21 protein-coding genes and 2 pseudogenes are annotated in these 24,999 nt (G+C 66.1%); 12 read left to right on the top strand and 11 right to left on the bottom strand.

The window, feature by feature from the left end:
- Positions 1-70 precede the first annotated feature (70 nt).
- The 4 genes from mdtD (at position 71) to yccS (ending at position 6,574) form a co-directional block, all read left to right on the top strand.
- Entirely contained in the window at positions 71-1,498 is a 1,428-nt protein-coding gene (gene mdtD, locus NJF35_RS08275) for a multidrug transporter subunit MdtD (protein ID WP_225788895.1), read from the top strand.
- A 112-nt stretch (positions 1,499-1,610) separates the two neighbouring features.
- Positions 1,611-2,948 carry an ATP-dependent RNA helicase DbpA gene (dbpA, locus tag NJF35_RS08270; RefSeq protein WP_253080931.1) on the top strand — a complete coding sequence of 446 codons (1,338 nt, stop codon included), beginning with the start codon at positions 1,611-1,613 and terminating at the stop codon, positions 2,946-2,948.
- 49 nt (positions 2,949-2,997) lie between these two features.
- Positions 2,998-4,179, top strand: a complete 1,182-nt coding sequence (locus NJF35_RS08265) for an NAD(P)/FAD-dependent oxidoreductase (protein WP_225788893.1) — start codon at positions 2,998-3,000, stop codon at positions 4,177-4,179.
- Positions 4,180-4,390: 211 nt separating this feature from the next.
- On the top strand, positions 4,391-6,574 hold the full coding sequence (gene yccS / locus NJF35_RS08260) for a YccS family putative transporter (RefSeq protein WP_225788892.1): 2,184 nt from the start codon (positions 4,391-4,393) through the stop codon (positions 6,572-6,574).
- Between the two features lie 15 nt (positions 6,575-6,589).
- Here yccS and NJF35_RS08255 read toward each other — a convergent pair whose 3' ends face one another.
- The 5 genes and pseudogenes from NJF35_RS08255 to NJF35_RS08235 form a co-directional block, all read right to left on the bottom strand.
- Positions 6,590-7,327: a substrate-binding periplasmic protein gene (locus NJF35_RS08255; RefSeq protein ID WP_225788891.1), complete on the bottom strand. Its 738-nt coding sequence runs from the start codon at positions 7,325-7,327 to the stop codon at positions 6,590-6,592.
- 310 nt (positions 7,328-7,637) lie between these two features.
- Positions 7,638-8,615, bottom strand: a complete 978-nt coding sequence (locus NJF35_RS08250; protein WP_225788890.1) for a threonine/serine dehydratase — start codon at positions 8,613-8,615, stop codon at positions 7,638-7,640.
- A gap of 8 nt (positions 8,616-8,623) precedes the next feature.
- Positions 8,624-8,782, bottom strand: a pseudogene (locus NJF35_RS08245) (PAS domain-containing protein); the annotation flags it as partial.
- Between the two features lie 72 nt (positions 8,783-8,854).
- On the bottom strand, positions 8,855-9,151 hold the full coding sequence (locus NJF35_RS08240; RefSeq protein ID WP_225788889.1) for a helix-turn-helix domain-containing protein: 297 nt from the start codon (positions 9,149-9,151) through the stop codon (positions 8,855-8,857).
- 12 nt (positions 9,152-9,163) lie between these two features.
- Positions 9,164-9,664, bottom strand: coding sequence for a M48 family metallopeptidase (locus NJF35_RS08235; RefSeq protein WP_225788888.1), 501 nt, complete (start codon positions 9,662-9,664; stop codon positions 9,164-9,166).
- A gap of 107 nt (positions 9,665-9,771) precedes the next feature.
- Here NJF35_RS08235 and NJF35_RS08230 point away from each other — a divergent pair, with 107 nt between their 5' ends.
- The 8 genes from NJF35_RS08230 (at position 9,772) to NJF35_RS08195 (ending at position 19,215) form a co-directional block, all read left to right on the top strand.
- Entirely contained in the window at positions 9,772-10,677 is a 906-nt protein-coding gene (locus tag NJF35_RS08230) for an AraC family transcriptional regulator (RefSeq protein WP_225788887.1), read from the top strand.
- A 153-nt stretch (positions 10,678-10,830) separates the two neighbouring features.
- Complete coding sequence (locus NJF35_RS08225) at positions 10,831-12,141, top strand: ABC transporter substrate-binding protein (protein WP_225788886.1); 1,311 nt, start codon at positions 10,831-10,833, stop codon at positions 12,139-12,141.
- Positions 12,142-12,219: 78 nt separating this feature from the next.
- Entirely contained in the window at positions 12,220-13,143 is a 924-nt protein-coding gene (locus NJF35_RS08220) for a carbohydrate ABC transporter permease (RefSeq protein ID WP_225788885.1), read from the top strand.
- A 10-nt stretch (positions 13,144-13,153) separates the two neighbouring features.
- Positions 13,154-13,987, top strand: coding sequence for a carbohydrate ABC transporter permease (locus tag NJF35_RS08215; protein ID WP_225788884.1), 834 nt, complete (start codon positions 13,154-13,156; stop codon positions 13,985-13,987).
- Positions 13,988-14,036: 49 nt separating this feature from the next.
- Positions 14,037-15,149, top strand: coding sequence for an ABC transporter ATP-binding protein (locus NJF35_RS08210; RefSeq protein ID WP_225788883.1), 1,113 nt, complete (start codon positions 14,037-14,039; stop codon positions 15,147-15,149).
- A 24-nt stretch (positions 15,150-15,173) separates the two neighbouring features.
- A complete protein-coding gene (locus NJF35_RS08205) occupies positions 15,174-16,649 on the top strand; it encodes a mannitol dehydrogenase family protein (protein WP_225788882.1) in 1,476 nt (491 codons plus the stop codon).
- Between the two features lie 17 nt (positions 16,650-16,666).
- Positions 16,667-18,154, top strand: a complete 1,488-nt coding sequence (gene xylB, locus NJF35_RS08200; protein WP_225788881.1) for a xylulokinase — start codon at positions 16,667-16,669, stop codon at positions 18,152-18,154.
- A 41-nt stretch (positions 18,155-18,195) separates the two neighbouring features.
- A complete protein-coding gene (locus tag NJF35_RS08195) occupies positions 18,196-19,215 on the top strand; it encodes a carbohydrate kinase family protein (RefSeq protein ID WP_225788880.1) in 1,020 nt (339 codons plus the stop codon).
- A gap of 1 nt (position 19,216) precedes the next feature.
- On the opposite strand, the pseudogene NJF35_RS08190 reads toward NJF35_RS08195, so the two are convergent.
- From NJF35_RS08190 to epd, 6 genes and pseudogenes are all read right to left on the bottom strand, one after another.
- Positions 19,217-20,572 (bottom strand): annotated as a pseudogene (locus tag NJF35_RS08190) (diguanylate cyclase domain-containing protein); the annotation flags it as partial.
- A gap of 220 nt (positions 20,573-20,792) precedes the next feature.
- Positions 20,793-21,857 carry a class II fructose-bisphosphate aldolase gene (gene fba / locus NJF35_RS08185; protein WP_225788879.1) on the bottom strand — a complete coding sequence of 355 codons (1,065 nt, stop codon included), beginning with the start codon at positions 21,855-21,857 and terminating at the stop codon, positions 20,793-20,795.
- Positions 21,858-21,956: 99 nt separating this feature from the next.
- Positions 21,957-22,286 carry an MliC family protein gene (locus tag NJF35_RS08180; RefSeq protein WP_225788878.1) on the bottom strand — a complete coding sequence of 110 codons (330 nt, stop codon included), beginning with the start codon at positions 22,284-22,286 and terminating at the stop codon, positions 21,957-21,959.
- Between the two features lie 78 nt (positions 22,287-22,364).
- Entirely contained in the window at positions 22,365-22,583 is a 219-nt protein-coding gene (locus NJF35_RS08175; protein WP_225788877.1) for a hypothetical protein, read from the bottom strand.
- 32 nt (positions 22,584-22,615) lie between these two features.
- Complete coding sequence (locus tag NJF35_RS08170) at positions 22,616-23,779, bottom strand: phosphoglycerate kinase (protein WP_225788876.1); 1,164 nt, start codon at positions 23,777-23,779, stop codon at positions 22,616-22,618.
- 12 nt (positions 23,780-23,791) lie between these two features.
- Positions 23,792-24,853, bottom strand: a complete 1,062-nt coding sequence (epd, locus tag NJF35_RS08165) for an erythrose-4-phosphate dehydrogenase (protein WP_225788875.1) — start codon at positions 24,851-24,853, stop codon at positions 23,792-23,794.
- Positions 24,854-24,999 lie beyond the last annotated feature (146 nt).

The raw sequence follows: 24,999 nt of genomic DNA, 5'->3' as shown, positions 1-24,999 counted from the left end.
GCGCCACGAACCTTGCGGGGGCTTGCCGGCGATCGGGGCGGTGCAGGCAATGCTGAACATTGAGGTTCCCATGCCCGAACGCCCCCCGCTGGACCCCGTCACCGCCCGTTGGATCCCCTGGGTGGTGGCCATCGCCTTCTTCATGCAGTCGCTGGACGGCACCATCCTCAACACTGCGCTGCCCGCCATGGCCCGCGACCTGGCCGAGGACCCGCTACGCATGCAGGGGGTGATCATCGCCTACATGCTCACCGTGGCCCTGCTGATCCCCGCCTCGGGCTGGATCGCCGACCGTTTCGGCACCCGGCGTATCTTCTTCAGCGCCATCGTGCTGTTCAGCTTCGGCTCATTGCTCTGCGCCATGGCCAACAGCCTAGCCTTTCTCATCGCCGCCCGGGTCGTCCAGGGGCTGGGCGGTGCCCTGATGCTGCCGGTCGGGCGGTTGGTAGTGCTGCGCGCCTATCCGCGCTCGGAACTGGTGCGGATCATGAGCTTCATCACCATCCCGGGCCTGCTCGGCCCACTGCTCGGGCCGACCCTGGGCGGCTGGCTGGTGGAAATCCTCAGTTGGCACTGGATCTTCCTGCTCAACCTGCCGGTCGGGGCCCTGGGCTGCTATGCGGTGTGGAAGTTCATTCCCGACCTGCGCGGTGCCGAGCGCACCCGCTTCGACGGCCCCGGCTTCCTGCTGTTCGGCGCGGCGATGGTGCTGATCACCATCGCCATGGAAGGCCTGGGCGAACTGCACCTGCCGCACCTGCGGGTGATGCTTCTGCTGTTCGCTGGCATGGCCTGCCTGGCCGCCTACTGGCTGCGCGCCGGGCGCGACCCGGAGCCGCTGTTCTCGCCCAGCCTGTTCCGCGTGCGCACCTTCGCCATCGGCATCCTCGGCAACCTGTTCGCCCGCCTGGGCAGCGGCGCCCTGCCCTTCCTGGTGCCGTTGCTGCTGCAGGTGGCCCTGGGTTATTCGCCCGCCCAGGCCGGCATGAGCATGATCCCCCTGGCCGCCGCGGCGATGGTCGCCAAGTCCATCGCCCGGCCGCTGATCGAGCGCTTCGGCTATCGCATCATCCTCACCGGCAATACCCTGCTGCTCGGCGTGCTGCTGGCCAGCCTCGGGCTGGTGGACGAACAGACGCCCTACGCCCTGCTGCTGGTGCAACTGGCCCTGCTCGGCGCGGTGAACTCCATGCAGTTCACCGCCATGAACACCGTCACCCTGATCGACCTGGACGACGCCCACGCCAGCAGCGGCAACAGCCTGCTGTCGGTGGTCGCGCAGCTGTCGCTGAGCCTGGGCGTGGCCTGTGCCGGCGCCTTGCTCGGCGGTTTCAGCGCGGCTGGCAGCACCGAGGGCGTGGAAAGCACCCTGGGCGCCTTCCAACTGACCTTCCTGACCATCGGCCTGATGGCCATGCTGGCGGCGGCGATCTTCCTGCAGCTGTCGCCGACGGACGGGAGGCGTGCCCGTCGTCTGGAAGCGCAGAGGGAACCGTAGGGCGAATGGCCACGAGGCTGGTAGACTGTGCGGCATTTTTCGCTTCGCACCGCAGGCCCGCCTCGTGACCACCGACTCCACCGCCTTTGCCACCTTGCCGCTGTCCGCCGCCATGCTGGCCAACCTGGACGCCCTCGGCTACACCTCGATGACCCCGATCCAGGCCCAGGGCCTGCCGGTCATCCTCAAGGGCCAGGACCTGATCGCCCAGGCCAAGACCGGCAGCGGCAAGACCGCCGCCTTCGGCATCGGCCTGCTCAACCCGATCAACCCGCGCTACTTCGGTTGCCAGGCGCTGGTCCTGTGCCCGACCCGCGAGCTGGCCGACCAGGTGGCCAAGGAGCTGCGCCGGCTGGCCCGCGCCGAGGACAACATCAAGGTCCTCACCCTCTGCGGCGGCGTGTCCCTGGGCCCGCAGATCGCCTCCCTGGAACACGGTGCGCACATCATCGTCGGCACGCCAGGGCGCGTGCAGCAGCACCTGGACAAAGGCACCCTGGTGCTCGACGGGCTCAACACCCTGGTCCTCGACGAGGCCGACCGCATGCTCGACATGGGCTTCTTCGACGCCATCGCCAGCATCATCGGCCGCACCCCGGCACGGCGCCAGACCCTGCTGTTCTCCGCCACCTACCCGGCTGGCATCGAGCAACTGGCCGCCGACTTCATGCGCCAGCCACAACAGGTCAAGGTCCAGAGCCTGCACGCCGACAACCAGATCGAGCAGCGCTTCATCGAGATCGACCCGCAGCAGCGCCTGGAGGCGGTGACCCGCGTGCTCGGCCACTACCGGCCACAGTCCTGCGTCGCCTTCTGCTTCACCAAGCAGCAGTGCGAAGACCTGGTCGCCCACCTCAAGGCCAAGGGCATCGCCGCCCAGGCCCTGCACGGTGACCTGGAGCAACGCGACCGCGACCAGGTCCTGACGATGTTCGCCAACCGCAGCAGCTCGGTGCTGGTGGCCACCGACGTGGCCGCCCGTGGCCTGGATATCGACGGCCTGGACATGGTGATCAACGTCGAGCTGGCCCGTGATGCAGAAATCCACGTGCACCGCGTCGGCCGTACCGGCCGTGCGGGCGAGAAGGGCATCGCGATCAGCCTGGTGGCCCCGGCCGAAGGCCATCGTGCCCAGGCCATCGAAACGCTGCAGAAGGCCCCGCTGCGCTGGGACCAGCTGGACAGCCTGAAGAACAAGGGCGGCGAGCCGCTGCTGCCCCCCATGAGCACCCTGTGCATCGCTGCGGGGCGCAAGGACAAGCTGCGCCCGGGCGACATTCTCGGCGCACTGACCGGTGACGCCGGCATCCCTGGCAAGCAGGTGGGCAAGATCGCCATCTTCGATTTCCAAGCCTTCGTGGCGGTGGAGCGCGACGTGGCCAGGCAAGCCATGCAGCGGCTCAACAGCGGCAAGATCAAGGGGCGCTCCCTGAAGGTCCGCATCGTCTGAGATTCTTCCTGGGCTGCCGTGGGGCCCTGGTTCTTGAAGAGGTAACACCGTGCACACCACCGACGTGATCATCATCGGCGCCGGCGCCGCCGGCCTGATGTGCGCCCAGCTCGCCGCCCGTCGCGGCCGGCGGGTGCTGCTGCTCGACCACGCCAACAAACCGGGCAAGAAGATCCTCATGTCCGGCGGCGGGCGCTGCAACTTCACCAACCTGTACACCGAGCCGGCCAACTTCCTCTCGCAGAACCCGCACTTCTGCAAGTCGGCCCTGGCTCGCTACACCCAGTGGGATTTTCTCGAGCTGGTGGCCAAGTACCGCGTGCCCTACCACGAGAAAAAGCTTGGCCAGCTGTTCTGCGACAACAAGGCCAGCGACATCCTCGACATGCTCCTGGCCGAGTGCGACGAGGCCGGCGCCGAGCTGCGCATGCACACGAGCATCGAGCGGATCGAGAAGACCGACGAGGGCTACCTCCTGGACACCAGCGCCGGCCCGTTCGCCTGCCAGTCCCTGGTGATCGCCACCGGCGGCCTGTCGATTCCCACCCTCGGCGCCACCGGCTTCGGCTACCAGGTCGCCCGCCAGTTCGGTCACCACACCCTGCCGACCCGCGCCGGCCTGGTGCCGTTCACCATCACCGAGCCCCAGCTCAAGGCACTGTGCACGGAACTGTCGGGCACCTCGCTGGACTGCACCGCCAGTTGCAATGGCGCCAGCTTCCGCGAAAACCTGCTGTTCACCCACCGTGGCCTGAGCGGCCCGGCCATCCTGCAGGTCTCGTCGTTCTGGGAAGCCGGCGATACGGTGCAGATCAACCTGCTGCCGGACCGCGACGCCCTGCAGTGGCTGCAACAGCAGCAAGCCGAGCGCGCCAATGCCGAGCTCAAGACCGTGCTGGGCGAGGTGTTCACCCGCAAGCTGGCCAACCTGCTGGCCGAGCAGTGGTTCGAGTCCAGGCCGATGAAGCAGTACACCCCGGCGGAACTGGCACAGATCGCCGAGAAGCTGGCGGCCTGGCAAGTGGTTCCGGCAGGGACCGAGGGCTACCGCACCGCCGAGGTCACCCTCGGTGGGGTGGATACCCGCGAGGTGTCCTCCAAGACCATGGAGTCGCTCAAGAGCCCGGGGCTGTACTTCATCGGCGAGGTGCTCGATGTCACCGGCCACCTGGGCGGTTTCAATTTCCAGTGGGCCTGGGCATCGGCCAACGCTGCGGCGCAGTTCGTGTAGAGTAGAATCCATTCAGCAGCACGGAACGCTTCTTGCTGGTCCGTGCGGCAGAGCCGGCATTGCATGGGGCTGCTTCGCAGCCCATCGCCGGCAAGCCGGCTCCCACAAGGTCCGCGGTGTTGCACAACCTGTGGGCGCCGGTTTGCCGGCGATGGGCGGCCCCAGCTGCACGGCCTCGAAAGCGACTTCATCGATCACCGCCAAGGCCATCATGTCATCGAGCTCGTTCCGCCATTCATTGCGTCGCCTGTGGGGCCAAGACAAGTTCAGCTACAGCATCCGGGTGACGGTCGCCCTCACCGGCAGCCTGGCCCTGTGCTGGTACCAGAACGAGATGGGCCTGCTGATCCCGCTGTTCCTCGGCATCATCGCCAGCGCCCTGGCCGAGACCGACGACAGCTGGCAAGGCCGCCTCAGCGCCCTGGCCGTCACCCTGGTGTGCTTCGCCATCGCCGCGCTGTCGGTCGAGCTGCTGTTCCCCTACCCCTGGATATTCGCCGGCGCCCTGGCCCTGGCGGCCTTCGCCCTGACCATGCTCGGCGCCCTGGGCGAGCGCTATGGCACCATCGCCTCGGCGACACTGATCCTCTCGGTGTACACCATGATCGGCGTGGACCAACGCGGCGGCCAGGTCAGCGACTTCTGGCACGAGCCGATGCTGCTGGTGGCCGGCGCGGCCTGGTATGGCCTGCTTTCGGTGCTGTGGCAGGCGCTGTTCTCCAACCAACCGGTGCAGCAGAGCCTGGCCAAGCTGTTCCTCGAACTGGGCCGCTACCTCAAGCTCAAGGCCAACCTGTTCGAACCGATCCGCAACCTCGACGTGGAAGCTCGGCGCCTGGAGTTGGCCCAGCAGAACGGCAAGGTCGTCGCAGCCCTGAACGCGGCCAAGGAAATCATCCTGCACCGGGTCGGCAACAGCCAGCCGAACGCCAAGGTCAGCCGTTACCTGAAGCTGTACTTCCTGGCCCAGGATATCCATGAGCGGGTCAGCGCCTCGCACTACCCCTACAACGCCCTGGCCGAGGCGTTCTTCCACAGCGACGTGATGTTCCGCTGCCAGCGCCTGCTGCGCCAGCAGGGCTCGGCCTGCCAGCAGTTGGCCCAGTCGATCCGCCTGCGCCAGCCGTTCGTCTACGACACCGGTTTCACCGAAGCCCTGGAGGACCTCGACGCCTCCCTGGAGCACCTGCGCATCCAGAGCAACCCGGCCTGGCGTGGCCTGCTGCGCTCGCTGCGGGCACTGGCGGCGAACCTGGCCACCCTCGACCGCCTGCTCGGCGCCGCCAGCAACCCGGACAGCCTGGCCGACGCCAGCGACAGCAGCCTGCTCGACCGTTCGCCACGCAGCCTCAAGGATGTCTGGAGCCGCCTGCGTACCCAGCTGACCCCGACCTCGCTGCTGTTCCGCCATGCCCTGCGTCTGCCTCTGGCGCTGTCGGTCGGCTACGGCATGGTGCACCTGATCCACCCGACCCAGGGCTACTGGATCATCCTCACCACCCTGTTCGTCTGCCAGCCCAGTTATGGCGCGACACGGCGCAAGTTGGTGCAGCGGATCTTCGGCACGGCGATCGGCCTGACCGTCGGCTGGGCGCTGTTCGACCTGTTCCCCAACCCGGTCATCCAGTCGATGTTCGCCGTGGTCGCCGGGGTGGTGTTCTTCGTCAACCGCACCACCCGCTACACCCTGGCCACCGCGGCGATCACCCTGATGGTGCTGTTCTGCTTCAACCAGATCGGCGACGGCTACGGCCTGTTCCTGCCGCGCCTGTTCGATACCCTGGTCGGCAGCCTGATCGCCATCCTCGCGGTGTTCCTGTTCTTGCCCGACTGGCAGGGCCGGCGCTTGAACAAGGTGCTGGCCAATACCCTGGCCTGCGCCAGCGTCTACCTGCGCCAGATCATGCAGCAGTACGCCCATGGCAAGCGTGACGACCTGGCCTACCGCCTGGCCCGGCGCAATGCCCACAACGCCGATGCAGCACTGTCCACCACCCTGGCCAACATGCTCATGGAGCCGGGGCACTTTCGCAAGGAAGCGGACGTTGGCTTTCGCTTCCTGGTGCTGTCGCACACCCTGCTCAGCTACCTCTCCGGGCTTGGCGCGCACCGCGACACGGCACTGCCGGCCGACGTCCAGGAGCAGTTGATCGACGGTGCCGGCCAGGGCCTGGCCAACAGCCTCGACGAGATCGCCAATGGCCTCGCCGCGCGTTTGCCGGTCGCCATCCACAGCGATGCCGAGGAAGCCCTGGCCGCGACCCTGGAGCAGATGCCCGAAGACCTGGATGAACACCAACGCCTGGTGCAGACCCAATTGGCCCTGATCTGCCGCCAGCTCGGCCCGCTGCGGACCCTGGCGGCACACCTGATCAAGGAAAGCGCGCCGGCCTGAAGCCGTCACGCCTGATCAGAAACCATGCTCGTGCAATAACCGGGCGTAACTGCCGTCAGCTTTCATCGCTGCGATGGCCCGCTCGAAGCGTTCGACGACCTGCGCATGCCCGGGATACTTGAGGCTGACCAGGATATGCAGGCTGTTCTCGCCCAGCGCAGGCTCGACGAACGCAACCGCATCATGCACCGCCGGTGCCTCACGCTGCAGGTGGTAGCGCGCCACGTACTCGTCCTCCACCGCCAGGTCGACCCGCCCTGCCGCCAGCATGCGCACCGCGGACGAGAAGTCGCGCACCGGCACCTTGCGCAGACGGCTATCGCTGTCGAACTCAGGCGAGTAGGCATAGTCGCGCACCACGGCAATGGCGTAGGGGTAGAGGTCGGACAGCTGCTTGTAGCTGAAGGCCGCATCCTGCTGCCTGAGCAGGCGGATGCGGTTGCTCAGGTAGGGCTGGGAGAACTGGCCGACAAGGGTCCGCGAGTCGTTGTACCAGGCATTGACCAGCACATCGTAGCGGCCCTCGCCGATACCCAGCAGGGCCCTGGCCCAGGGTACCTCCTCGACGTCGCAGGCATAGCCGGCACGGGTCAGCGCCGTGGTGACGATATGGGTGGCCAGGCCACCACCGGGCATCGTACTGCCCGTGAAAGGCGGCCAGTTGTCGGCCACCAGGCGCAGCTTCTCGTAACCCGAGGCGCAGGTCGCCAACAGCATGCCCAGCAAACCCAGAACGTGAAGCAGTGGCCGCATGCTCAAGTCCTTTCGCAGTTGAAGACCCACGCCTTTGAAGGCGATCCTCACGACTACAGGTTTTGCAGATTACACAACGGTGGACGCCATCGGCAGCCGACAATAATGTCAATTAGCCTCTAATTTAGCCGATTTCAGGGAAAATACCGGCTTGCCGCGATGCTCAGGCACACGAGGAAAAACCGCCGGCCTGACCATAATGCTGTTCACTTAAGTCTGATGTGACATCGATTGGGGCTGCCTTGCCCGCGAAGGGCCGCAAGGCGGCCCCATTGCTTAAGCGCACAGCATTACCGGCCTGACCAGGCCTTCATGCGATCGCCTCAAGGTACTTGTCCAGCACGATGTTGCGCCCACACAACACCACCGCCACCTTCCTGCCCCGATAGGCCTGCGCCAAATGCTGCATGCCCGCCAGGGCGACACCTGCCGCGCCCTCGATGATCCAGCGTTCGCTGGCGGCAACGTCACGCATGGCCGCCCTGATCTGCTGTTCGCTGACCAGCACGGTGCGGTCCAGCAGTTGCTGGCAGAGGGGGAAGGTGATGCTGTCGGGCTCGACGCCGCCGGCGGTACCGTCGGAGATCGTCGGCGCCTCCTCCATCTCGATGATCCGCCCTTGCTCCAGCGAGCGCTGCAGGGTCGGGGCGTTGGCCGGCCAGCAGCCGATCACTTCCACCGACGGAGCAAGACGCCGCAGAGCGGCGCCAATGCCGCAGATCATGCCGCCACCCCCGACCGCGACGAAGACCGCCGCAAGGTCAGGCGCCTGCTCGAACAGTTCCATGCCGATGGTGCCCTGCCCAGCGATGATGTCGCGGTCGTTGTAGGGCGAGACGAAGGGTTTGCCCTGCAACCGTGCTTGCCTGCCCGCCTCCAGCTCCACGCCCAGCGGGTCCATGTCCAGGCTCACCACCTGCGCGCCCAGCGCACGCATGGCCTCGAGCTTGTAGGGTGAGGCGTCGCGGGTGGTGTAGACCGTCACCGGCACGCCCAGCGTGCGCCCCGCCAGGGCAAGCCCCTGCCCATGGTTGCCCGATGACGCGGTGATCACGCCCAGGCGCCGCTGCGAGGCGTCCAGCAGCCGCAGCTTGTTGCTGGCGCCGCGAAACTTGAAGGAGCCGGTGTGCTGCAGGTGTTCGCACTTGAGGAAGACCTCGCACCCGCTCATGGCCGAAAGTCGGGCGCTGTGCTCGAGCGGCGTCACGGCCACTTGTGGGCGCACTTCACGGTGCGCCTCGGTGATCGCCTGGTACAGCGCATCGAGGTAGGCGTCGTCGACGGTCATTGCAATGCCCCCAGCTTGCGCTTGGAGAGGTTGTTGGCGATGTGCACCACCGTCTGCGTCGAGAGGTCGTGGACCACCACCTCGGCATGGGGGAACAGCAAGGTGGCGATACCGTCGGCCATGGCGGCGTAGTTGCTGAAGCGGGTGGCCTGCCGTCGTGCTGGCATCTGGGGTTTCCTGGAGCGAAGGGTTGCCAATGCTAATCCACCGGGAAAAGCCGTGGAAAGCGGCGCTGCTGCTCAGGGGTACCCCAGCACCTCACGGATGCTGCGCAGGTGCTGGATGATCCACTGCTTGTCGATCGCCCCCCAGTCGAGGATGCGGTAGTGCCCGGCATGATTGCGCGCCCCCACCTGCTGCTCGAACTCGCAGATGATGTCCAGGTCGGCCAGGGCAGCGATGGTGTCCTGAGCGGTGCGCCTGGGCATGCCGGTGGCCTCCATCAGCGCCGGCACGCTGGTGGCGGTCTGGCTGTCGATCAGCCAGGCCACGTACAGGCGGCGGTAGAAACTGCTCTTGGTCTTGCTTACATCCATGCTGCTCGTTCCTCAGGTAATGCCCGGCAGCTCCCGGTAGGTCAGGTAGACGCGCAGGTCGAACTCCAGTTGATGGTAATCCGGTTCCATGTACTGGCAGAGCTGGTAGAACGCCTTGTTGTGATCCCGCTCCTTCAGGTGCGCCAGCTCATGCACCACGATCATGCGCAGGAACTGCGGCGCCGCCTCCTTGAACAACGAGGCGATGCGGATTTCCTTCTTGGCCTTGAGCTTGCCACCCTGGACCCGCGACACCGCGGTGTTCAGGCCCAGGGCACGGTGGGTCAGGTCCAGGCGGTTGTCATAGAGTACCTTGTCCAGGCCCGGTGCGGTGCGCAGGTACTCCTGGCGCAGGTCCTGGGCATAGGCGTACAGCGCCTTGTCGCTCTGCACGTCATGACGGCCGGGATAACGCTGCTGCAGATAGTCGCCCAGGCGGTCGCTGGCGATCATCTGGCGTACCTGTTCCTGCAGATGCGGGGGATAGGCTTGCAGGTAGCGTAGGGCGGTCATGGCGTCGTGTCTGCTGGGGCGATAAGGGATTCTAGCGAATATGCAGCCCGCACTGACCGGCATTTTTTGGCTAGGATGTTCACTCGCCCCCGGTCGACGCCACCGCCATGCCAAAAGTCAGCAAAGTCACCGACCCGTCCTACGAACTGATGGACGACCACGAAGGCCACTCGCTGATCTACCGTCAGCACGGTTTTCCCAGCCCGCTGGTGCGCTGGCACTTCCACAAGGAATACGAGCTGCACCTGATCGTCGCCAGCTCCGGCAAGGTATTCATCGGCGACTATATCGGCAACTTCGCCCCCGACACGCTGTTCCTCACAGGCCCGAACCTGCCGCATAACTGGATCAGCCAGGTCGCCCCCGACGAAGTGGTGAGCAAGCGCGACATGCTGGTCAATTTCACCGACGAGGTGCTCGAGGACGGCAGCAGCGTGTTCTCCGAGCTGAACCAGCTCACGCCACTGCTGGCCAGGGCGCGCTACGGCATCGAATTCCGCGACCCTGCGCTGATCGCCGAAAGCCGGCAGTTGCTGCAACGCATCGCCGACAGCCGTGGCATGACGCGCCTGGGATACTTTTTTATCCTCATGGAACAGCTCGCGGCCTGCGAGGACTACCAACTGCTGTCCACCGTCACCTCCTCGCAGCTGGCCGACGAACACCACGTCGAGCGCATCAACCGGGCCGTGGACTACATCTTCCAGCACTACGCCCAGGACCTCACCCAGAGCGAGGTCGCCGAACACCTGGGAATGACGCCCACCTACTTCTCGCGCTTCTTCAAGCAGGCCGCAGGGCGCGGCTTCGTCGAGTTCGTCAACCGCCTGCGGGTCAGCAAGTCCTGCGAACTGCTGGCCAAGAGCGACCTGCCGGTGACCGAAGTGTGCTTCGAGTCGGGCTTTAGCAACCTGTCGAACTTCAACCGGCGCTTCCAGCAGCTCAAAGGCATGACCCCTTCCGACTACCGCAGCCTGGTGACCCAGCGGCTGACCGAGCAGAACCGGCTCTGAACGAATCCCCGTGCCGCCCAGTGCAAAAAAGTATCAGCCAAAGTGCAGTCGAGGCTTTGTCGGCTCCGCTGCATGGCGGTGTAATCGGCGGCGAGCGACACAAAAACAATAATGTCTCCCGCACCGCCCCCGGTCCGGGAGGGGAGTTCACAGATGAACGACTCGATCAAGGCCTGTGTGGCCGCCGCCTGCCTGAGCCTGCCGCTGTTCGCCCAGGCCGCCGAAACCCTGACCATCGCCACGGTCAACAACAACGACATGATCCGCATGCAGCGGCTGTCCAAGGTGTTCGAGGAGCAGCATCCAGACATCAGGCTCAAGTGGGTGGTGCTCGAAGAGAACGTGTTGCGCCAGCGCTTGACCACCGATATCGCCACCCAGGGTGGGCAGTTCGACGTGCTGACCATCGGCATGTACGAAGCCGCGCTGTGGGGTGCCAAGGGCTGGCTGGAGCCGATGACGAACCTGCCCGCCGACTACGACTTGGACGACGTGTTCCCCTCGGTGCGCGACGGCCTGTCGGTGCAAGGCACCTTGTACGCGCTGCCCTTCTACGCCGAAGCCTCGATCACCTACTACCGCAAGGACCTGTTCCAGCAGGCCGGGCTGGACATGCCCGAGCAGCCGACCTGGACCCAGCTCGCCGGGTTCGCCGCCAAGCTGAACGCCCCCGACCAGGACCAGTACGGCATCTGCCTGCGCGGCAAGGCCGGCTGGGGCGAGAACATGGCCCTGGTCGGCACCGTGGCCAACGCCTTCGGCGCGCGCTGGTTCGACGAGCAGTGGCAACCGCAGTTCAGCGGCGCGCAGTGGAAGAACGCCCTGAACTTCTACGTCGACACCCTGAAGCAGTACGGCCCGCCCGGCGCCTCCAGCAACGGCTTCAACGAAAACCTGGCGCTGTTCAACAGCGGCAAGTGCGCGATCTGGGTCGATGCCAGCGTTGCCGGCTCGTTCGTCACCGACAAGCGCCAGAGCAAGGTCGCCGACCAGGTCGGCTTCACCTTCGCGCCGAAGGAAGTGACCGACAAGGGTGCCTCCTGGCTGTATGCGTGGGCGCTGGCGATTCCCAGCAGTTCCAAGGCCAAGGAGGCGGCGAAGACCTTCAGCACCTGGGCCACCTCCGAGGCATACGGCAAGCTGGTGGCCGACAGGGAAGGCGTGGCCAACGTGCCGCCAGGCACCCGCGCCTCGACCTACAGCGATGCCTATCTGGCGGCCGCGCCCTTCGCCCAGGTGACGCTGGAGTCGCTCAAACGGGTCGACCCGAACCACCCCACCCTCAAGCCGGTGCCTTATGTCGGTATCCAGCTCGTGACCATTCCCGAGTTCCAGGCCATCGGCACGCAGGTCGGCAAGCTGTTCTCCGCCGCCCTGACCGGGCAGATGAAGGTCGACCAGGTGCTCGCCGCCGCCCAGCAATCCACCGCCCGCGAGATGAAACGCGCCGGTTATCCCAAGTAACCCGCCCCTGACCGTTGCCGCGCCGCTACCGGCGCGGTGGCTGGCCGCTCGCCCTCTTTCGATGCACACGGAGTCGCCATGAACACTTCGGCCCTCGATACCCCGACCCTCGCCGCCACGCGCCCCGGCAAACGCCGTGTCGGCCCTGGCTGGTTCCTGGTCAGCCCCTCGGTGGCGCTGCTGCTGTTGTGGATGATCGTCCCCCTGGGCATGACCCTGTATTTTTCGTTGATCCGCTACAACCTGCTGTACCCTGGCGAGAACGCATTCGTCGGCCTGGAGAACTTCAGCTTCTTCGTCACCGACGCCGGCTTCTTGCCCGGCGCCCTGAACACCTTGACGCTGGTCGGGAGCGTGCTGGCGATCAGCGTGGTGTTCGGCGTGCTCATCGCCGCGTTGCTGGAGGCGGGTGAATTCTGGGGCCGGGGCGTGGTGCGGGTGCTGCTGATCTCGCCGTTCTTCATCATGCCCACGGTCAGCGCGCTGCTGTGGAAGAACCTGATCTTCCACCCGGTGTCGGGCATTCTCGCCGCCGTGTGGCGCCTGTTCGGCGCCCAGCCGGTGGACTGGCTGGCGCATTATCCACTGCTGTCGATCATCCTGATCGTCTCCTGGCAGTGGCTGCCGTTCGCCATCCTGATCCTGATGACCGCCATGCAATCCCTCGATCAGGAGCAGAAGGAAGCCGCGCGCCTGGACGGCGCCGGCCCGCTGGCCATTTTCTGGCACCTGACCCTGCCGCACCTGGCGCGGCCCATCGCCGTGGTGGTGATGATCGAGACGATCTTCCTGCTCTCGGTGTTCGCCGAGATCTTCACCACCACCAGCGGCGGCCCCGGCTACGAGTCCACCAACCTCGCCTACCTGATCTACAACCAGGCACTGCTGCAGTTCGATGTCGGCATGGCATCGGCCGGTGGCCTGATCGCCGTGCTGATCGCCAACATCGCCGCCATCGTGCTGGTGCGGATGATCGGCAAGAACCTCACCGAGCGCAGCTGAGGAGCCCGCCATGCTGACACTCAAGCAAACCCGTCGCCTGCGCGATGCATCGATCGGCCTGTTGTGCTGGGGCATCGCCCTGGTGATCTTCTTCCCGATCTTCTGGATGCTGCTGACCAGCTTCAAGACCGAGCTCGACGCATTCGCCACGCCGCCGCAGTTCCTCTTCCAGCCGACCCTGGAGAACTACCTGCACATCAACGAGCGCAGCGACTACTTCGCCTATGCCTGGAACTCGGTGCTGATTTCCTTCTCCGCCACCTTGCTGTGCATGCTGATCGCGGTGCCCGCCGCCTACTCCATGGCCTTCTTCGAGACGCGCCACACCAAGCGCACGCTGCTCTGGATGCTGTCGACCAAGATGCTGCCGCCGGTCGGGGTGCTGATGCCGATCTACCTGCTGGCCAAGCAGTTCGGCCTGCTCGACTCGCGCCTGGCGCTGGTCATCGTCTACACCCTGATCAACCTGCCGATCGTGGTCTGGATGGTGTACACCTACTTCAAGGACATCCCCGTCGACATCCTCGAAGCGGCACGCCTGGACGGCGCCGGTACCTGGCAGGAAATCATCCGCGTGCTGCTGCCGATCGCCCGTGGCGGCCTGGCCTCGACCCTGCTGCTGTCGCTGATCCTGTGCTGGAACGAGGCCTTCTGGTCGCTCAACCTGACCTCCTCGGCCGCCGCCCCGCTGACCGCGCTGGTCGCCTCCTATTCAAGCCCCGAAGGCCTGTTCTGGGCCAAGCTCTCGGCCGTTTCCACCCTGGCCTGCGCACCGATCCTGATCTTCGGCTGGATCAGCCAGAAGCAACTGGTCCGCGGCCTGTCCTTCGGCGCCGTGAAATGAATCGCCCGTTCTCCCCTAATGTTCCCGGCCAACGCGGAGGTAACTCGACATGGCTGACCTGAAGATCCGCAACCTGCAAAAAGGCTTCGATGGGCACGCCATCATCAAGGGCATCGACCTGGACGTGCGCGACCGCGAGTTCGTCGTGTTCGTCGGCCCGTCCGGCTGCGGCAAGTCGACCCTGCTGCGGCTGATCGCCGGCCTTGAGGAGGTCAGCAGCGGCAGCATCACCCTCGATGGCCTCGACATCACCGACACCGCCCCGGCCAAGCGCGACCTGGCCATGGTGTTTCAGACCTACGCGCTCTACCCGCACATGACCGTGCGCAAGAACCTGTCGTTCGCCCTGGACCTGGCGGGCGTGGACAAGCGCGACGTGGCCGCCAAGGTGGACAACGCCGCGCGCATCCTCGAGCTGCAGCCACTGCTCGAACGCAAGCCACGCCAGCTCTCCGGTGGCCAGCGCCAGCGAGTGGCGATCGGCCGGGCGATCGTGCGTAACCCGAAGATCTTCCTGTTCGACGAGCCGCTGTCGAACCTCGACGCGGCGCTGCGGGTGCAGATGCGCCTGGAGCTGGCGCGCCTGCACCAGGAACTGGCCGCGACCATGATCTACGTGACCCACGACCAGGTCGAGGCGATGACCCTGGCCGACAAGGTGGTGGTGCTCAACGGCGGGCGCATCGAGCAGGTCGGCTCGCCCCTGGAGCTCTACCACCACCCGGCCAACCTGTTCGTCGCAGGCTTCCTCGGCACGCCGAAGATGGGCTTCTTGCGCGGGCACCTGAGCCGCCACCAAGGCAACCAATGCGAGGTCGCCCTCGAGTGCGGCACACGCGTCGCCCTGCCCTTGTGCGTGGGCGAGCTGCCGACCGGCAGCCAGGTGACACTGGGCATCCGCCCCGAACACCTGAACATCACCCGCAGCGGGCACGGCGCCCTGGGTTCGCTGCAGGTCACCGCCGATGTCAGCGAACGCCTGGGCAGCGACAGCTACTGCCATGTGCGTACCGCCTCCGCCGAGATGCTCACCGTGCGCGTGCGCGGCGACTTCGCGCCAGCCTTCGGCGAGCAACTGGAACTGAACTTCGACCCGGGGCACTGCCACCTGTTCGACAGCCACGGCCAGGCCCTCGACAAACGCCTGCAACAGGTGGCCTGAAGCCGCCTTCCAAGGATGTTCAAGATGAAACTCAACCAGCACAACCTCGGCCTGCTGGCGACCACGGTCGCCTGTCCTTCCTATGATCCGGCGCACTTGCGTCAGGGCATCGTGCACATCGGCGTCGGCGGCTTCCACCGTGCCCACCAGGCCGCCTACACCGACGCCCTGATGAACCGTGGCGAGGGCCTCGACTGGGCCATCTGCGGCGTTGGCCTGCGCAGCGAGGATCGCGCCATGCGTGATGCCCTGGCCGCGCAGGACCACCTCTACACCTTGTTCGAGCTGGGCGACCAGGCCGACACCGACGTGCGCGTGATCGCCGCCATCAACGGCATGCTGCTGGCCGAAGATGGCGCCGAGGCGCTGCTGGCCAAGCTGGCCGAGCCTGCCATCCGCATCGTCTCGCTGACCATCACCGAGGGCGGCTACTGCATGGACGACAGCACCGGCGAGTTTCGCGCCGACCTGCCGCAGATCCAGCACGACCTGGCCAATCCGCAGGCACCGCGCAGTGTCTTCGGCTTTCTCTGCGAAGCGCTGCGCCGCCGCCGTGCAGCCGGGGTGGGGGCATTCACGGTGATGTCGTGCGACAACCTCCCGCACAACGGCGAGGTGACACGCAAGGCGCTGCTGGCCTTCGCCCATCACCTCGACCCCGACCTGGCCCAGTGGATCGACGGCAACGTGAGTTTCCCCAACGCCATGGTCGACCGCATCACGCCGATGACCAGCAGCGCCCACCGCGTGGCGCTGGCCGAACGGCATGGCATCGAGGATGCCTGGCCGGTGGTCTGCGAACCCTTCGTGCAGTGGGTGCTGGAAGACAAGTTCGTCGCCGGGCGCCCGGCCTGGGAACAGGTTGGCGTACAGTTCACCGACGATGTCACGCCCTACGAACAGATGAAGATCAAGCTGCTCAACGGCAGCCACCTGGCCCTGACCTACCTGGGCTTCCTGCAGGGCTACCGCTTCGTCCACGAAACCCTGGCCGACCCGCTGCTGCGCCGCTACGTGCGCACCTTCATGGACCGGGACGTGACCCCGCAGCTCGCGCCAGTGCCTGGTATCGACCTGGAATGCTACAAGGACAGCCTGGCCGAGCGCTTCGCCAACCGCGCCATCGCCGACCAACTGGAGCGGGTGTGCTCGGACGGCTCGTCGAAGTTTCCCAAGTTCATCGTGCCCACCGCCAATCGCCTGATCGCCGACGGCCAGCCGCTGGAGCGCGTGGCCCTGGTGGTGGCGGCCTGGGCGCTGTACCTGCGCGGGGTGGACGAGAACGGCACGACCTATGCGATTCCCGACCCGCGCGCCTCGGACTGCCAGGCCCGCGCCGTGCAACGCGATGGGCTGGCCGCCAGGGTGCTGGGCGACGAAGCGATCTTCGGCACGCTGATACCGGCCTCCAAGGCCTTCGTCGCGGCGTTCGAGCGGATGTACGACAGCTTGCGCGAATTCGGCGTGAGCGAAACCCTGCGCCGAGTACTCGGCGACTGAACCCGGAGCACGACGACATGGACGGACTGTTCCTCGGCATCGATTGCGGCACCCAAGGCACCAAGGCTTTGGTGCTGGACGCCGGCAGCGGCCACGTGCTCGGCCTGGGCAGCGCCGCGCATCAGCCACCGCAGGGCACTGGCGGACGCCGGGAACAGGACCCCGGCGACTGGCTGGCCGCCCTGCGTACCGCCGTGGGCGGTGCCTTGCGTGAAGCGGGCGTGAGCGGCAAGGCAATCCGTGGGCTGGCGGTGTCCGGCCAGCAGCACGGGCTGGTGCTGCTCGACGCCCAGGGCCAGGTGCTGCGTCCGGCCAAGCTGTGGTGCGATACCCAGAGCACGCCGGAAAACCTCGAACTGCTCGAGGCCCTCGGCGGCGCCCCGGGTTCGCTGGAGCGACTGGGGCTGGTGATCGCGCCGGGCTACACGGTGTCCAAGCTGCTGTGGAGCAAACGCCGCTTCCCCGAACTGTTCGAACGCGCCGCCCATATCCTGCTGCCCCACGACTACCTCAATCACTGGCTGACCGGCCGCGCCTGCAGCGAACCCGGCGATGCGTCGGGCACCGGCTACTACGATGTGCGCCGCCGGGCCTGGGCAGCCGATGTGCTGCAACTGATCGAACCGGGCGAGCGCTTGCTGGCAGCGCTGCCCGAACTGGTCGAGCCCGGTGACTGCATCGGCACGCTGCGCACGCAGGCCGCCGAGCTGCTCGGCCTCAGCCCCCAGGCCTGGGTGGCCAGTGGTGGTGGCGACAACATGCTCGGGGCCATCGGCACCGGCAATATCCACCCCGGCATGATCACCCTCAGCCTGGGCACCTCTGGCACCCTGGCGGCCCACGCCGATCATCCGCTGGTCACACAGGGCGAGGTAGCGACGTTCTGTGCCTCGAGCGGTGGCTGGCTGCCGCTGATCTGCACGATGAACCTGACCAGCGCCTGTGGCCTGGTGCAGGCGCTGCTGCAACTGGATCGGGAGCACTTCGCCCAGCTCGCCGGGCAGGCGCCGATCGGCGCCGAAGGCTTGCTCATGCTGCCGTTCTTCGACGGCGAACGGGTGCCCGCGTTGCCCGACGCCAGCGCCAGCCTGCACGGCATGACCAGCAACAACCTGACCCGCGCCAATCTCTGCCGGGCGGTGCTGGAGGGCACCTGCTTCAGCCTGCGCCTTGGCCTGGACCTGCTGCGCGCCAGCGGCCTGCCAGGCGAAGAGATCCGCCTGGTCGGCGGCGCGGCGAAAAGCCCGCTGTGGCGCCAGGTGCTCGCCGACCTGCTCGGCCTGCCGGTGGTCTGTCCCCGGCAGACCGAAGCCGCTACCCTTGGCGCGGCGATCCAGGCCGCCTGGAGCCTGGGCCGCCAGCAGGGCGATGGCGACAGCCTGGATGCCTTGTGCCAGCGCTGCGTGAGCCTCGACGAGCGCACCCGCACGGTGCCACGGCCCGCTCAGCAGGCCGCTTATGAAATGGCCTACCAACGTTACCGGGAGCATCTACCTGGACGCTGATCGCAGGCCCCTTTCCCCTCTTTCGTGTCGGAGAGCACTTCATGTACCTGGTCTGTGGCGAAGCCTTGTTCGATGTCTTCAGCCTGGAAAATGCCCCTCGCAGCGGCGAACTGGGCTTCACCGCGATCGCTGGCGGCTCGCCGTTCAACGTCGCCGTCGGCCTGCGTCGGCTGGGCGCAGAGGCGGCGCTGTTCGGTGGGTTGTCCAGTGACTACCTGGGTGAGCGCCTGCGCCGCGTGCTGGAAGAGGAGCACGTGGACTGCCGCTTCCTGGTCCCCAGCGACGCGCCCACTACCCTGGCCATGGTGGGCCTGGATGCAAAGGGAGCGGTGCAGTACCAGTTCCGCGGCGAAGGTTGTGCCGACCGGCAGGTTCGCCTCGAGCATCTACCGACGCTGGACAAGCGGGTGCGCGGCCTGCATGTGGGCTCCTACACCCTGGTGGTGACGCCGGTGGCCGAAACGCTGCTGGCGCTGGTGCAACGCGAAAGCCACCGACGCTTCATCAGCCTCGACCCCAACGTACGCCTCAACCCGCAACCGGATGTACAGCGTTGGCGGCACCAGGTCGAAGCCTTCGCCCGCCATGCCCACCTCATCAAGGTCAGCGAGGAAGACCTGGCCCTGCTCTACCCGACCCGTTCTCCCGCAGAGGTGGCGCGTGGCTGGCTCAACGAGCGCTGCCGGCTGGTGTTCATCACCCACGGGGGCAACGGTGCCAGCGTGCATTGTGCGCATGGCTCCTGGGCACGGCCCGCCGACACTTCGCGGGAGGTGCGTGACACAGTCGGTGCGGGCGATACCTTCCAGGCCGCGGTGCTCGCCTACCTCGCCCGCCTCGGTGCGGACAGCGCCGAGGGGCTGGCGGCCCTGGAACGGGAAACGATCGACGGGATACTCACCTTCGCCATCCGCGCGGCCGCCATCACCTGTTCGCGAACCGGCCCGCAACTGCCCTTCGCCCATGAGCTGGCTAGCGCCCCCGCCATGGACAGCGCGCCGGAGCAGCCCCTGCTTCGTTGGCAGGCATCGGCCGCCCCCTCAGGTGGCGGTCGAGCTTGAGGTCGAGCATCAACTGCGAATGGGGCCGACCAGTGAGTTGCGGGTCATGGAACCGGTACTGCTGGCGCCCGTCGCGCTTGGCCGCGTACATCGCGGCATCGGCAGCACGCAGCAACCCTTCGACAGTGACGCCGCAGTCCGCAGAGGTGGCGATGCAGATACTGACGCCAAGGCTCATGCCAAACCCGTCCAGTTGCGGGTGGCTGGCCATGCGTTCGAGCAGCCGCTCGGCAAAGCGCCCGGCCAACGCCGGGTCGGGCAAGTCCCCGAACAAGGCAATGAACTCATCGCCGCCCATGCGCGCCAGCATGGCGTGGCCGCCCAGGCAATCCTCGAGCTGTTCGGCGACCCAACGCAGCACCTGGTCGCCAGCCTCGTGACCGAGCGAGTCGTTGATCCGCTTGAAGCCGTCCAGGTCCATGTACATCAGGGCCTGAACCTTGCCCTGGCACTCGTTGCGCAACAGTGCCCCTTCGGCAGCCTGGTAGAAACCACGGCGGTTGAGCAGGCCGGTGAGCGGATCGGTGACCGCTTGGTACTCCAGTTGCTGGTGCAGGGTACGCACCACCGACATGTCCAGCACCGTGATCACCATGGCCCGCTGCTCCGCAGGCAACGGCGCACAGGAAAGAGCGACGGGGATCGACTGGCCATCGAGGGTACGCAGGCAGGCATCGTGCAGGCGCATGATCCGCCGCTCCAGGTAGGCGTGGTGGAAGTCCGAATCGCACCAGTGGCTGGCGCCTGGCAGCTGGACCAGTTCCAGCACGGGAACGCCTTGCAGCTTTCCCTGCGGGGCGGCCAGCAGCCGTGAGAGGGCCGGGTTGGCAAAGGCGATGATGCCCGCCTCGTCCACCACCAGGATGCCCTCGGCGGCGTTGTCCAGGATCGAGGCGTTGAACGCCCTGGCCGACTCCAGTTCGCGGGTCAGGCACTGCAGCAAGCGCCGGTTGCGCTGATGCTCCAGCAATGCCTGGACCTTGGGCTTGAGGATCTGCGGGTCGAAGGGCTTGAACAGGTAGTCCACCGCGCCGATGGCATAGCCCTCGAGCACGGCGGCCTCGGATTGCTCGTTGGCGCTAAGGAAGATGATCGGAATCAGGCGCGTGCGCTGGCTACCGCGCATCAGGCGGGCGACCTCGAAACCGTCCATGCCGGGCATGCACACATCCAGCAAGACCAAGTCCACATCGTGCTGCAGCAGGGCATCCAATGCCTCCCTGCCCGAGCCAGCCGTCAATATGCGCCGATCGTGCCGCGCCAGCAGGGCTTGCATGCTGGTCAGGTTCTGCGGGTAGTCGTCGACAACCAGCAGAACGGATTGGCCGTCCGGGGTCTGGGGGTGAGCTCCATCCATGCCGCGTCTCTTGTAAGGGGGATTCCGTCTGAGATTGGATCCGATTGATTACTCTAGACTCGGCCTTGCAGGAAGCAATGAAATCAGATCGCTATCAGCTAACAAAAGTACGATGAGCCGACTAACGGTCATGGCCCGTTCCTGGGGCTGCCTCGCAGTCCCCATGCACGCACAAAAAAAACCCGCATCACTGCGGGTTTTTTTCGTTGCGAAGGCCGGATCAGTTGATCTTGGCAGCCAACTCGCCCTTGGCGTAGCGCTGGAACATGCCTTCCAGGGAGATCGGCTTGATCTTCGAGGCGTTGCCGGCAGTGCCGAAGGCTTCGTAGCGGGCGATGCAGATGTCACGCATGGCTTCGATGGTCTTGGCGAAGTACTTGCGCGGGTCGAACTCGGACTTGTTCTGCTCCAGGAAGCGACGGATCGCGCCAGTGGAGGCCAGGCGCAGGTCGGTGTCGATGTTCACCTTGCGCACGCCGTGCTTGATGCCCTCGACGATCTCCTCGACCGGTACGCCGTAGGTTTCCTTGATGTCACCACCGAACTCGTTGATGATCGCCAGCCAGTCCTGCGGGACCGAGGAAGAACCGTGCATCACCAGGTGGGTATTGGGGATGCGCTTGTGGATTTCCTTGATGCGGTCGATGGCCAGGATGTCGCCGGTCGGCGGCTTGGTGAACTTGTAGGCGCCGTGGCTGGTGCCGATGGCGATCGCCAGGGCGTCGACCTGGGTCTTCTTGACGAAGTCGGCGGCCTCTTCCGGGTCGGTCAGCATCTGGCTGTGATCCAGGATACCTTCGGCGCCGACACCGTCTTCCTCACCGGCCTGGCCGGTTTCCAGGCTGCCCAGGCAGCCCAGCTCGCCTTCCACGGACACGCCGCAGGCATGGGCGAACGCCACGGTCTGCTGGGTCACACGGACGTTGTAGTCGTAGTCCGACGGGGTCTTGCCGTCTTCGCGCAGGGAACCGTCCATCATCACCGAGCTGAAGCCCAGCTGGATGGAGCGCTGGCACACGTCCGGGCTGGTGCCGTGGTCCTGGTGCATGCACACCGGGATGTGCGGGAATTCTTCGATCGCCGCCAGGATCAGGTGGCGCAGGAAGGGGGCACCGGCGTACTTGCGGGCACCGGCCGAGGCCTGGACGATGACCGGGGAGTCGGTCTTGTCGGCGGCTTCCATGATGGCGCGCATCTGCTCGAGGTTGTTGACGTTGAAAGCCGGAACGCCGTAGCCGAACTCGGCGGCGTGGTCCAGCATCTGGCGCATGCTAATGAGTGCCATTGTGTATCTCTCTCCCGACAAGCGTCGTTGTTTCGTGCAAGCCTGCCGCAGGGGCAGTTGCTGTTCAAGTAGTGTGGGCCATCATCGCGGCCCGGCCAGTCACGGTGCCTTGCAGCCCCGCCCTATCAGATCGTTGGTCGCCACCCAGTACAGCAGGCCTTCGTCGCCCTTGGTGTGGAAAGCCAGCACCCCGTCACTGTACAGCGCGCCGGAGGCGCCCGGCTCGGACGTTAGACGGTAGACCTGGTCGCCACCGCCCAGGCGCACGTCGACCGCATCCTGCGTGGCGTTGGCGAAGCGCCAGAGCACTTCGGCCTGGCTGTCGCAGACCCAACGGGTCCAGTTGTCCGCCGGGGCGGGTTGCGCCGGCTGCAGCAACGAGCATCCTGCCAGTGTCGCCAGGGCCATCGAGGCCATCAGCGCTTTCATTCGATATCCCCGCGAAGGGCCGCACAGCGGCCCCTTCTTCAAGACCACAAAACAACCGCCAGGTTGCCAGGTACCCGATCAAGGGCATCCCGGCGCCTTGCGCTGGTGCTCGTCGTCGTATTTTTCCAGGCCCTCCGGGCCCAGGCGCTTGTTGATCACCGGTACCGTCTCCGCCTGCCACTGGGACTGGTAGCAGCCGCCGGCAGGTGGCTGCGACGGCTCGGTATCCTGGCCCTTGTTGCTGGAGCAGGCGCCCAGCGACAGGGCCACGATCATCCACGGCAATTGCTTGACCATCAGGCCGCTCCCTTTGCCAGGCGCCTTCGTTCTCAGGCCTTGGCCCGTTCTTCCAGGATTGCCACGGCGGGCAGGACCTTGCCTTCGACGAATTCGAGGAACGCACCGCCACCGGTAGAAATGTAGGAGATATTGGCACCGACGCCATACTTGTCGATGGCCGCCAGGGTGTCGCCGCCACCGGCGATGGAGAACGCGGCGCTGTCGGCGATGGCCTTGGCCAGCACCTTGGTGCCGTTGCCGAACTGGTCGAACTCGAACACACCGACCGGGCCGTTCCACAGGATGGTCTGCGACGACTTAAGCAGCTCGGCGAACTGTGCGGCGGTCTGCGGGCCGATGTCCAGGATCATGTCGTCATCGGCCACCTCGGCGATGGCCTTGACGGTGGCCTCGGCGCTCTCGGCGAACGCCTTGGCGACCACTACGTCGACCGGCAGCGGCACGCTGACCTTGGCGGCGATGGCCTTGGCCGTCTCGACCAGGTCAGGCTCGTACAGCGACTTGCCGACCTTGTGGCCTGCGGCGGCGAGGAAGGTGTTGGCGATGCCGCCACCGACGATCAACTGGTCGCAGACGCTGCTCAAGCTGTTGAGCACATCCAGCTTGGTGGACACCTTGGAGCCGGCGACGATCGCCGCCATCGGCTTGGCCGGGGCCTTCAGGGCCTTGCCCAGGGCGTCCAGTTCGGCGGCCAGCAGCGGGCCGGCCGCGGCGATCTTGGCGAACTTGGCCACACCATGGGTGGAGCCCTCGGCGCGGTGGGCAGTACCGAAGGCGTCCATGACGAACACATCGCACAGGGCGGCGTACTTCTGCGCCAACTCGTCGGCGTTCTTCTTCTCGCCCTTGTTGAAGCGCACGTTCTCGAACAGCACCAGGTCGCCAGCCTTGACCTCGACGCCATCCAGGTAGTCGGCGACCAGCGGTACGTCGCGGCCCAGTGCCTTGGCCAGGTAGTCGGCGACCGGCTTGAGGCTGTTCTCGGCGGAGAACTCACCCTCGGTCGGACGGCCCAGGTGCGAGCAGACCATTACCGCCGCACCCTTCTCCAGGGCCAGCTTGATGGTCGGCAGCGCAGCCTGGATACGCGCGTCGCTGGCTACCACACCGTCCTTCACGGGGACGTTGAGGTCTTCGCGGATCAGTACGCGCTTACCTTGCAGGTCGAGGTCGGTCATCTTCAACACGGTCATGAATGCAGTCCTTCAGGGCTGTTTGGTGCGGGTTTGGTGGACGACGTGCAGGAAATGGTCGGCAACGTCGAGCATACGGTTGGCGAACCCCCATTCGTTGTCGAACCAGGCCAGCAGGTTCACCAGGCGGGGGCCTGAGACACGGGTCTGGCTGGCATCGACGATCGCCGAATGCGGGTCATGGTTGAAATCACAGCTGGCGTGCGGCAGTTCGGTGTAGGCCAGCAAGCCTTTCAACGGGCCGTCCAGCGCCGCCTCGCGCAACACCCGGTTGACCTCAGCCGCGCTGGTGTCGCGGGCGGTCTGCAGGGTGATGTCCAGGCACGACACGTTGACGGTCGGCACGCGTACGGCTTTGGCCTGGATTCGCCCGGCAAGTTCCGGAAGCAGGCGCTCGATGCCCCGCGCAAGGCCGGTGGACACCGGGATCACCGACTGGAAGGCCGAGCGCGTGCGGCGCAGGTCTTCGTGGTGGTAGGCATCGATCACCGGCTGGTCGTTCATCGCCGAGTGGATGGTGGTGATCGACACGTACTCGATACCGAATGCCTGGTCGAGCACGCGCAGCAGCGGCACGCCGCAGTTGGTGGTGCAGGAGGCGTTCGACACCAGGCGCTCGCTGCCGTCCAGGCAACCCTGGTTGATGCCGTAGACCACCGTGGCATCCACGTCCGCCTCGCTGGCCATCGGTTGGGAGAACAGTACCCGTGGCGCACCGGCATCGAGGAAGCGCTGGCCATCGGCACGGGTGTGGTAGGCGCCGGAGCACTCCAGCACCAGGTCGATACCCAGGGCGGCCCAGTCGATGCCTTCCGGGCTTGCGCTGCGCAGCACCTTCACGCAGTCGCCGTTGATGTGCAGGCAATCGCCGTCGACCTTCACCTCGCCGGGGAAACGCCCGTGGGTGGAGTCGAAGCGAGTCAGGTATTCGAGGCTGGCCTGATCGGCCAAATCGTTCAGCGCAACGATCTCGAAGCCGGCATCCGCCCCTCGCTCGAACAGTGCGCGCAAGACACAGCGGCCGATGCGGCCGTATCCGTTGAGTGCAACTTTGTAGGGACGCTGGTGGGGCATGAACAGGCTCACGAACTAGTGCGTTGTCTGGGCAGGCCAATGGGGCCGCTGCACGGCCCATCGCGGGCAAGCCCGCTCCCACAGGTTCACGCGATACCTGTGGGAGCGGGCTTGCCCGCGAAAAGGCCGGTACAGCCTCACCGACC

The sequence above is a fragment of the Pseudomonas guariconensis genome (assembly GCF_024127895.1).
Classification (GTDB): domain Bacteria; phylum Pseudomonadota; class Gammaproteobacteria; order Pseudomonadales; family Pseudomonadaceae; genus Aquipseudomonas; species Aquipseudomonas guariconensis_B.
This window is presented reverse-complemented; position numbering and strand designations above follow the sequence as displayed.

Bases quoted from the DNA above. Each gene is read 5' to 3' on its own strand.
- NJF35_RS08195 (WP_225788880.1), top strand. From the start codon at position 18,196: ATGTACCTGGTCTGTGGCGAAGCCTTGTTCGATGTCTTCAGCCTGGAA.
- NJF35_RS08235 (WP_225788888.1), bottom strand. From the start codon at position 9,664: ATGACCGCCCTACGCTACCTGCAAGCCTATCCCCCGCATCTGCAGGAA.
- NJF35_RS08175 (WP_225788877.1), bottom strand. From the start codon at position 22,583: ATGGTCAAGCAATTGCCGTGGATGATCGTGGCCCTGTCGCTGGGCGCC.
- NJF35_RS08230 (WP_225788887.1), top strand. From the start codon at position 9,772: ATGCCAAAAGTCAGCAAAGTCACCGACCCGTCCTACGAACTGATGGAC.
- NJF35_RS08205 (WP_225788882.1), top strand. From the start codon at position 15,174: ATGAAACTCAACCAGCACAACCTCGGCCTGCTGGCGACCACGGTCGCC.
- NJF35_RS08180 (WP_225788878.1), bottom strand. From the start codon at position 22,286: ATGAAAGCGCTGATGGCCTCGATGGCCCTGGCGACACTGGCAGGATGC.
- xylB (WP_225788881.1), top strand. From the start codon at position 16,667: ATGGACGGACTGTTCCTCGGCATCGATTGCGGCACCCAAGGCACCAAG.
- yccS (WP_225788892.1), top strand. From the start codon at position 4,391: ATGTCATCGAGCTCGTTCCGCCATTCATTGCGTCGCCTGTGGGGCCAA.
- epd (WP_225788875.1), bottom strand. From the start codon at position 24,853: ATGCCCCACCAGCGTCCCTACAAAGTTGCACTCAACGGATACGGCCGC.
- NJF35_RS08220 (WP_225788885.1), top strand. From the start codon at position 12,220: ATGAACACTTCGGCCCTCGATACCCCGACCCTCGCCGCCACGCGCCCC.
- NJF35_RS08210 (WP_225788883.1), top strand. From the start codon at position 14,037: ATGGCTGACCTGAAGATCCGCAACCTGCAAAAAGGCTTCGATGGGCAC.
- NJF35_RS08225 (WP_225788886.1), top strand. From the start codon at position 10,831: ATGAACGACTCGATCAAGGCCTGTGTGGCCGCCGCCTGCCTGAGCCTG.
- NJF35_RS08240 (WP_225788889.1), bottom strand. From the start codon at position 9,151: ATGGATGTAAGCAAGACCAAGAGCAGTTTCTACCGCCGCCTGTACGTG.
- NJF35_RS08255 (WP_225788891.1), bottom strand. From the start codon at position 7,327: ATGCGGCCACTGCTTCACGTTCTGGGTTTGCTGGGCATGCTGTTGGCG.
- dbpA (WP_253080931.1), top strand. From the start codon at position 1,611: ATGCTGGCCAACCTGGACGCCCTCGGCTACACCTCGATGACCCCGATC.
- mdtD (WP_225788895.1), top strand. From the start codon at position 71: ATGCCCGAACGCCCCCCGCTGGACCCCGTCACCGCCCGTTGGATCCCC.
- NJF35_RS08250 (WP_225788890.1), bottom strand. From the start codon at position 8,615: ATGACCGTCGACGACGCCTACCTCGATGCGCTGTACCAGGCGATCACC.
- fba (WP_225788879.1), bottom strand. From the start codon at position 21,857: ATGGCACTCATTAGCATGCGCCAGATGCTGGACCACGCCGCCGAGTTC.
- NJF35_RS08170 (WP_225788876.1), bottom strand. From the start codon at position 23,779: ATGACCGTGTTGAAGATGACCGACCTCGACCTGCAAGGTAAGCGCGTA.
- NJF35_RS08215 (WP_225788884.1), top strand. From the start codon at position 13,154: ATGCTGACACTCAAGCAAACCCGTCGCCTGCGCGATGCATCGATCGGC.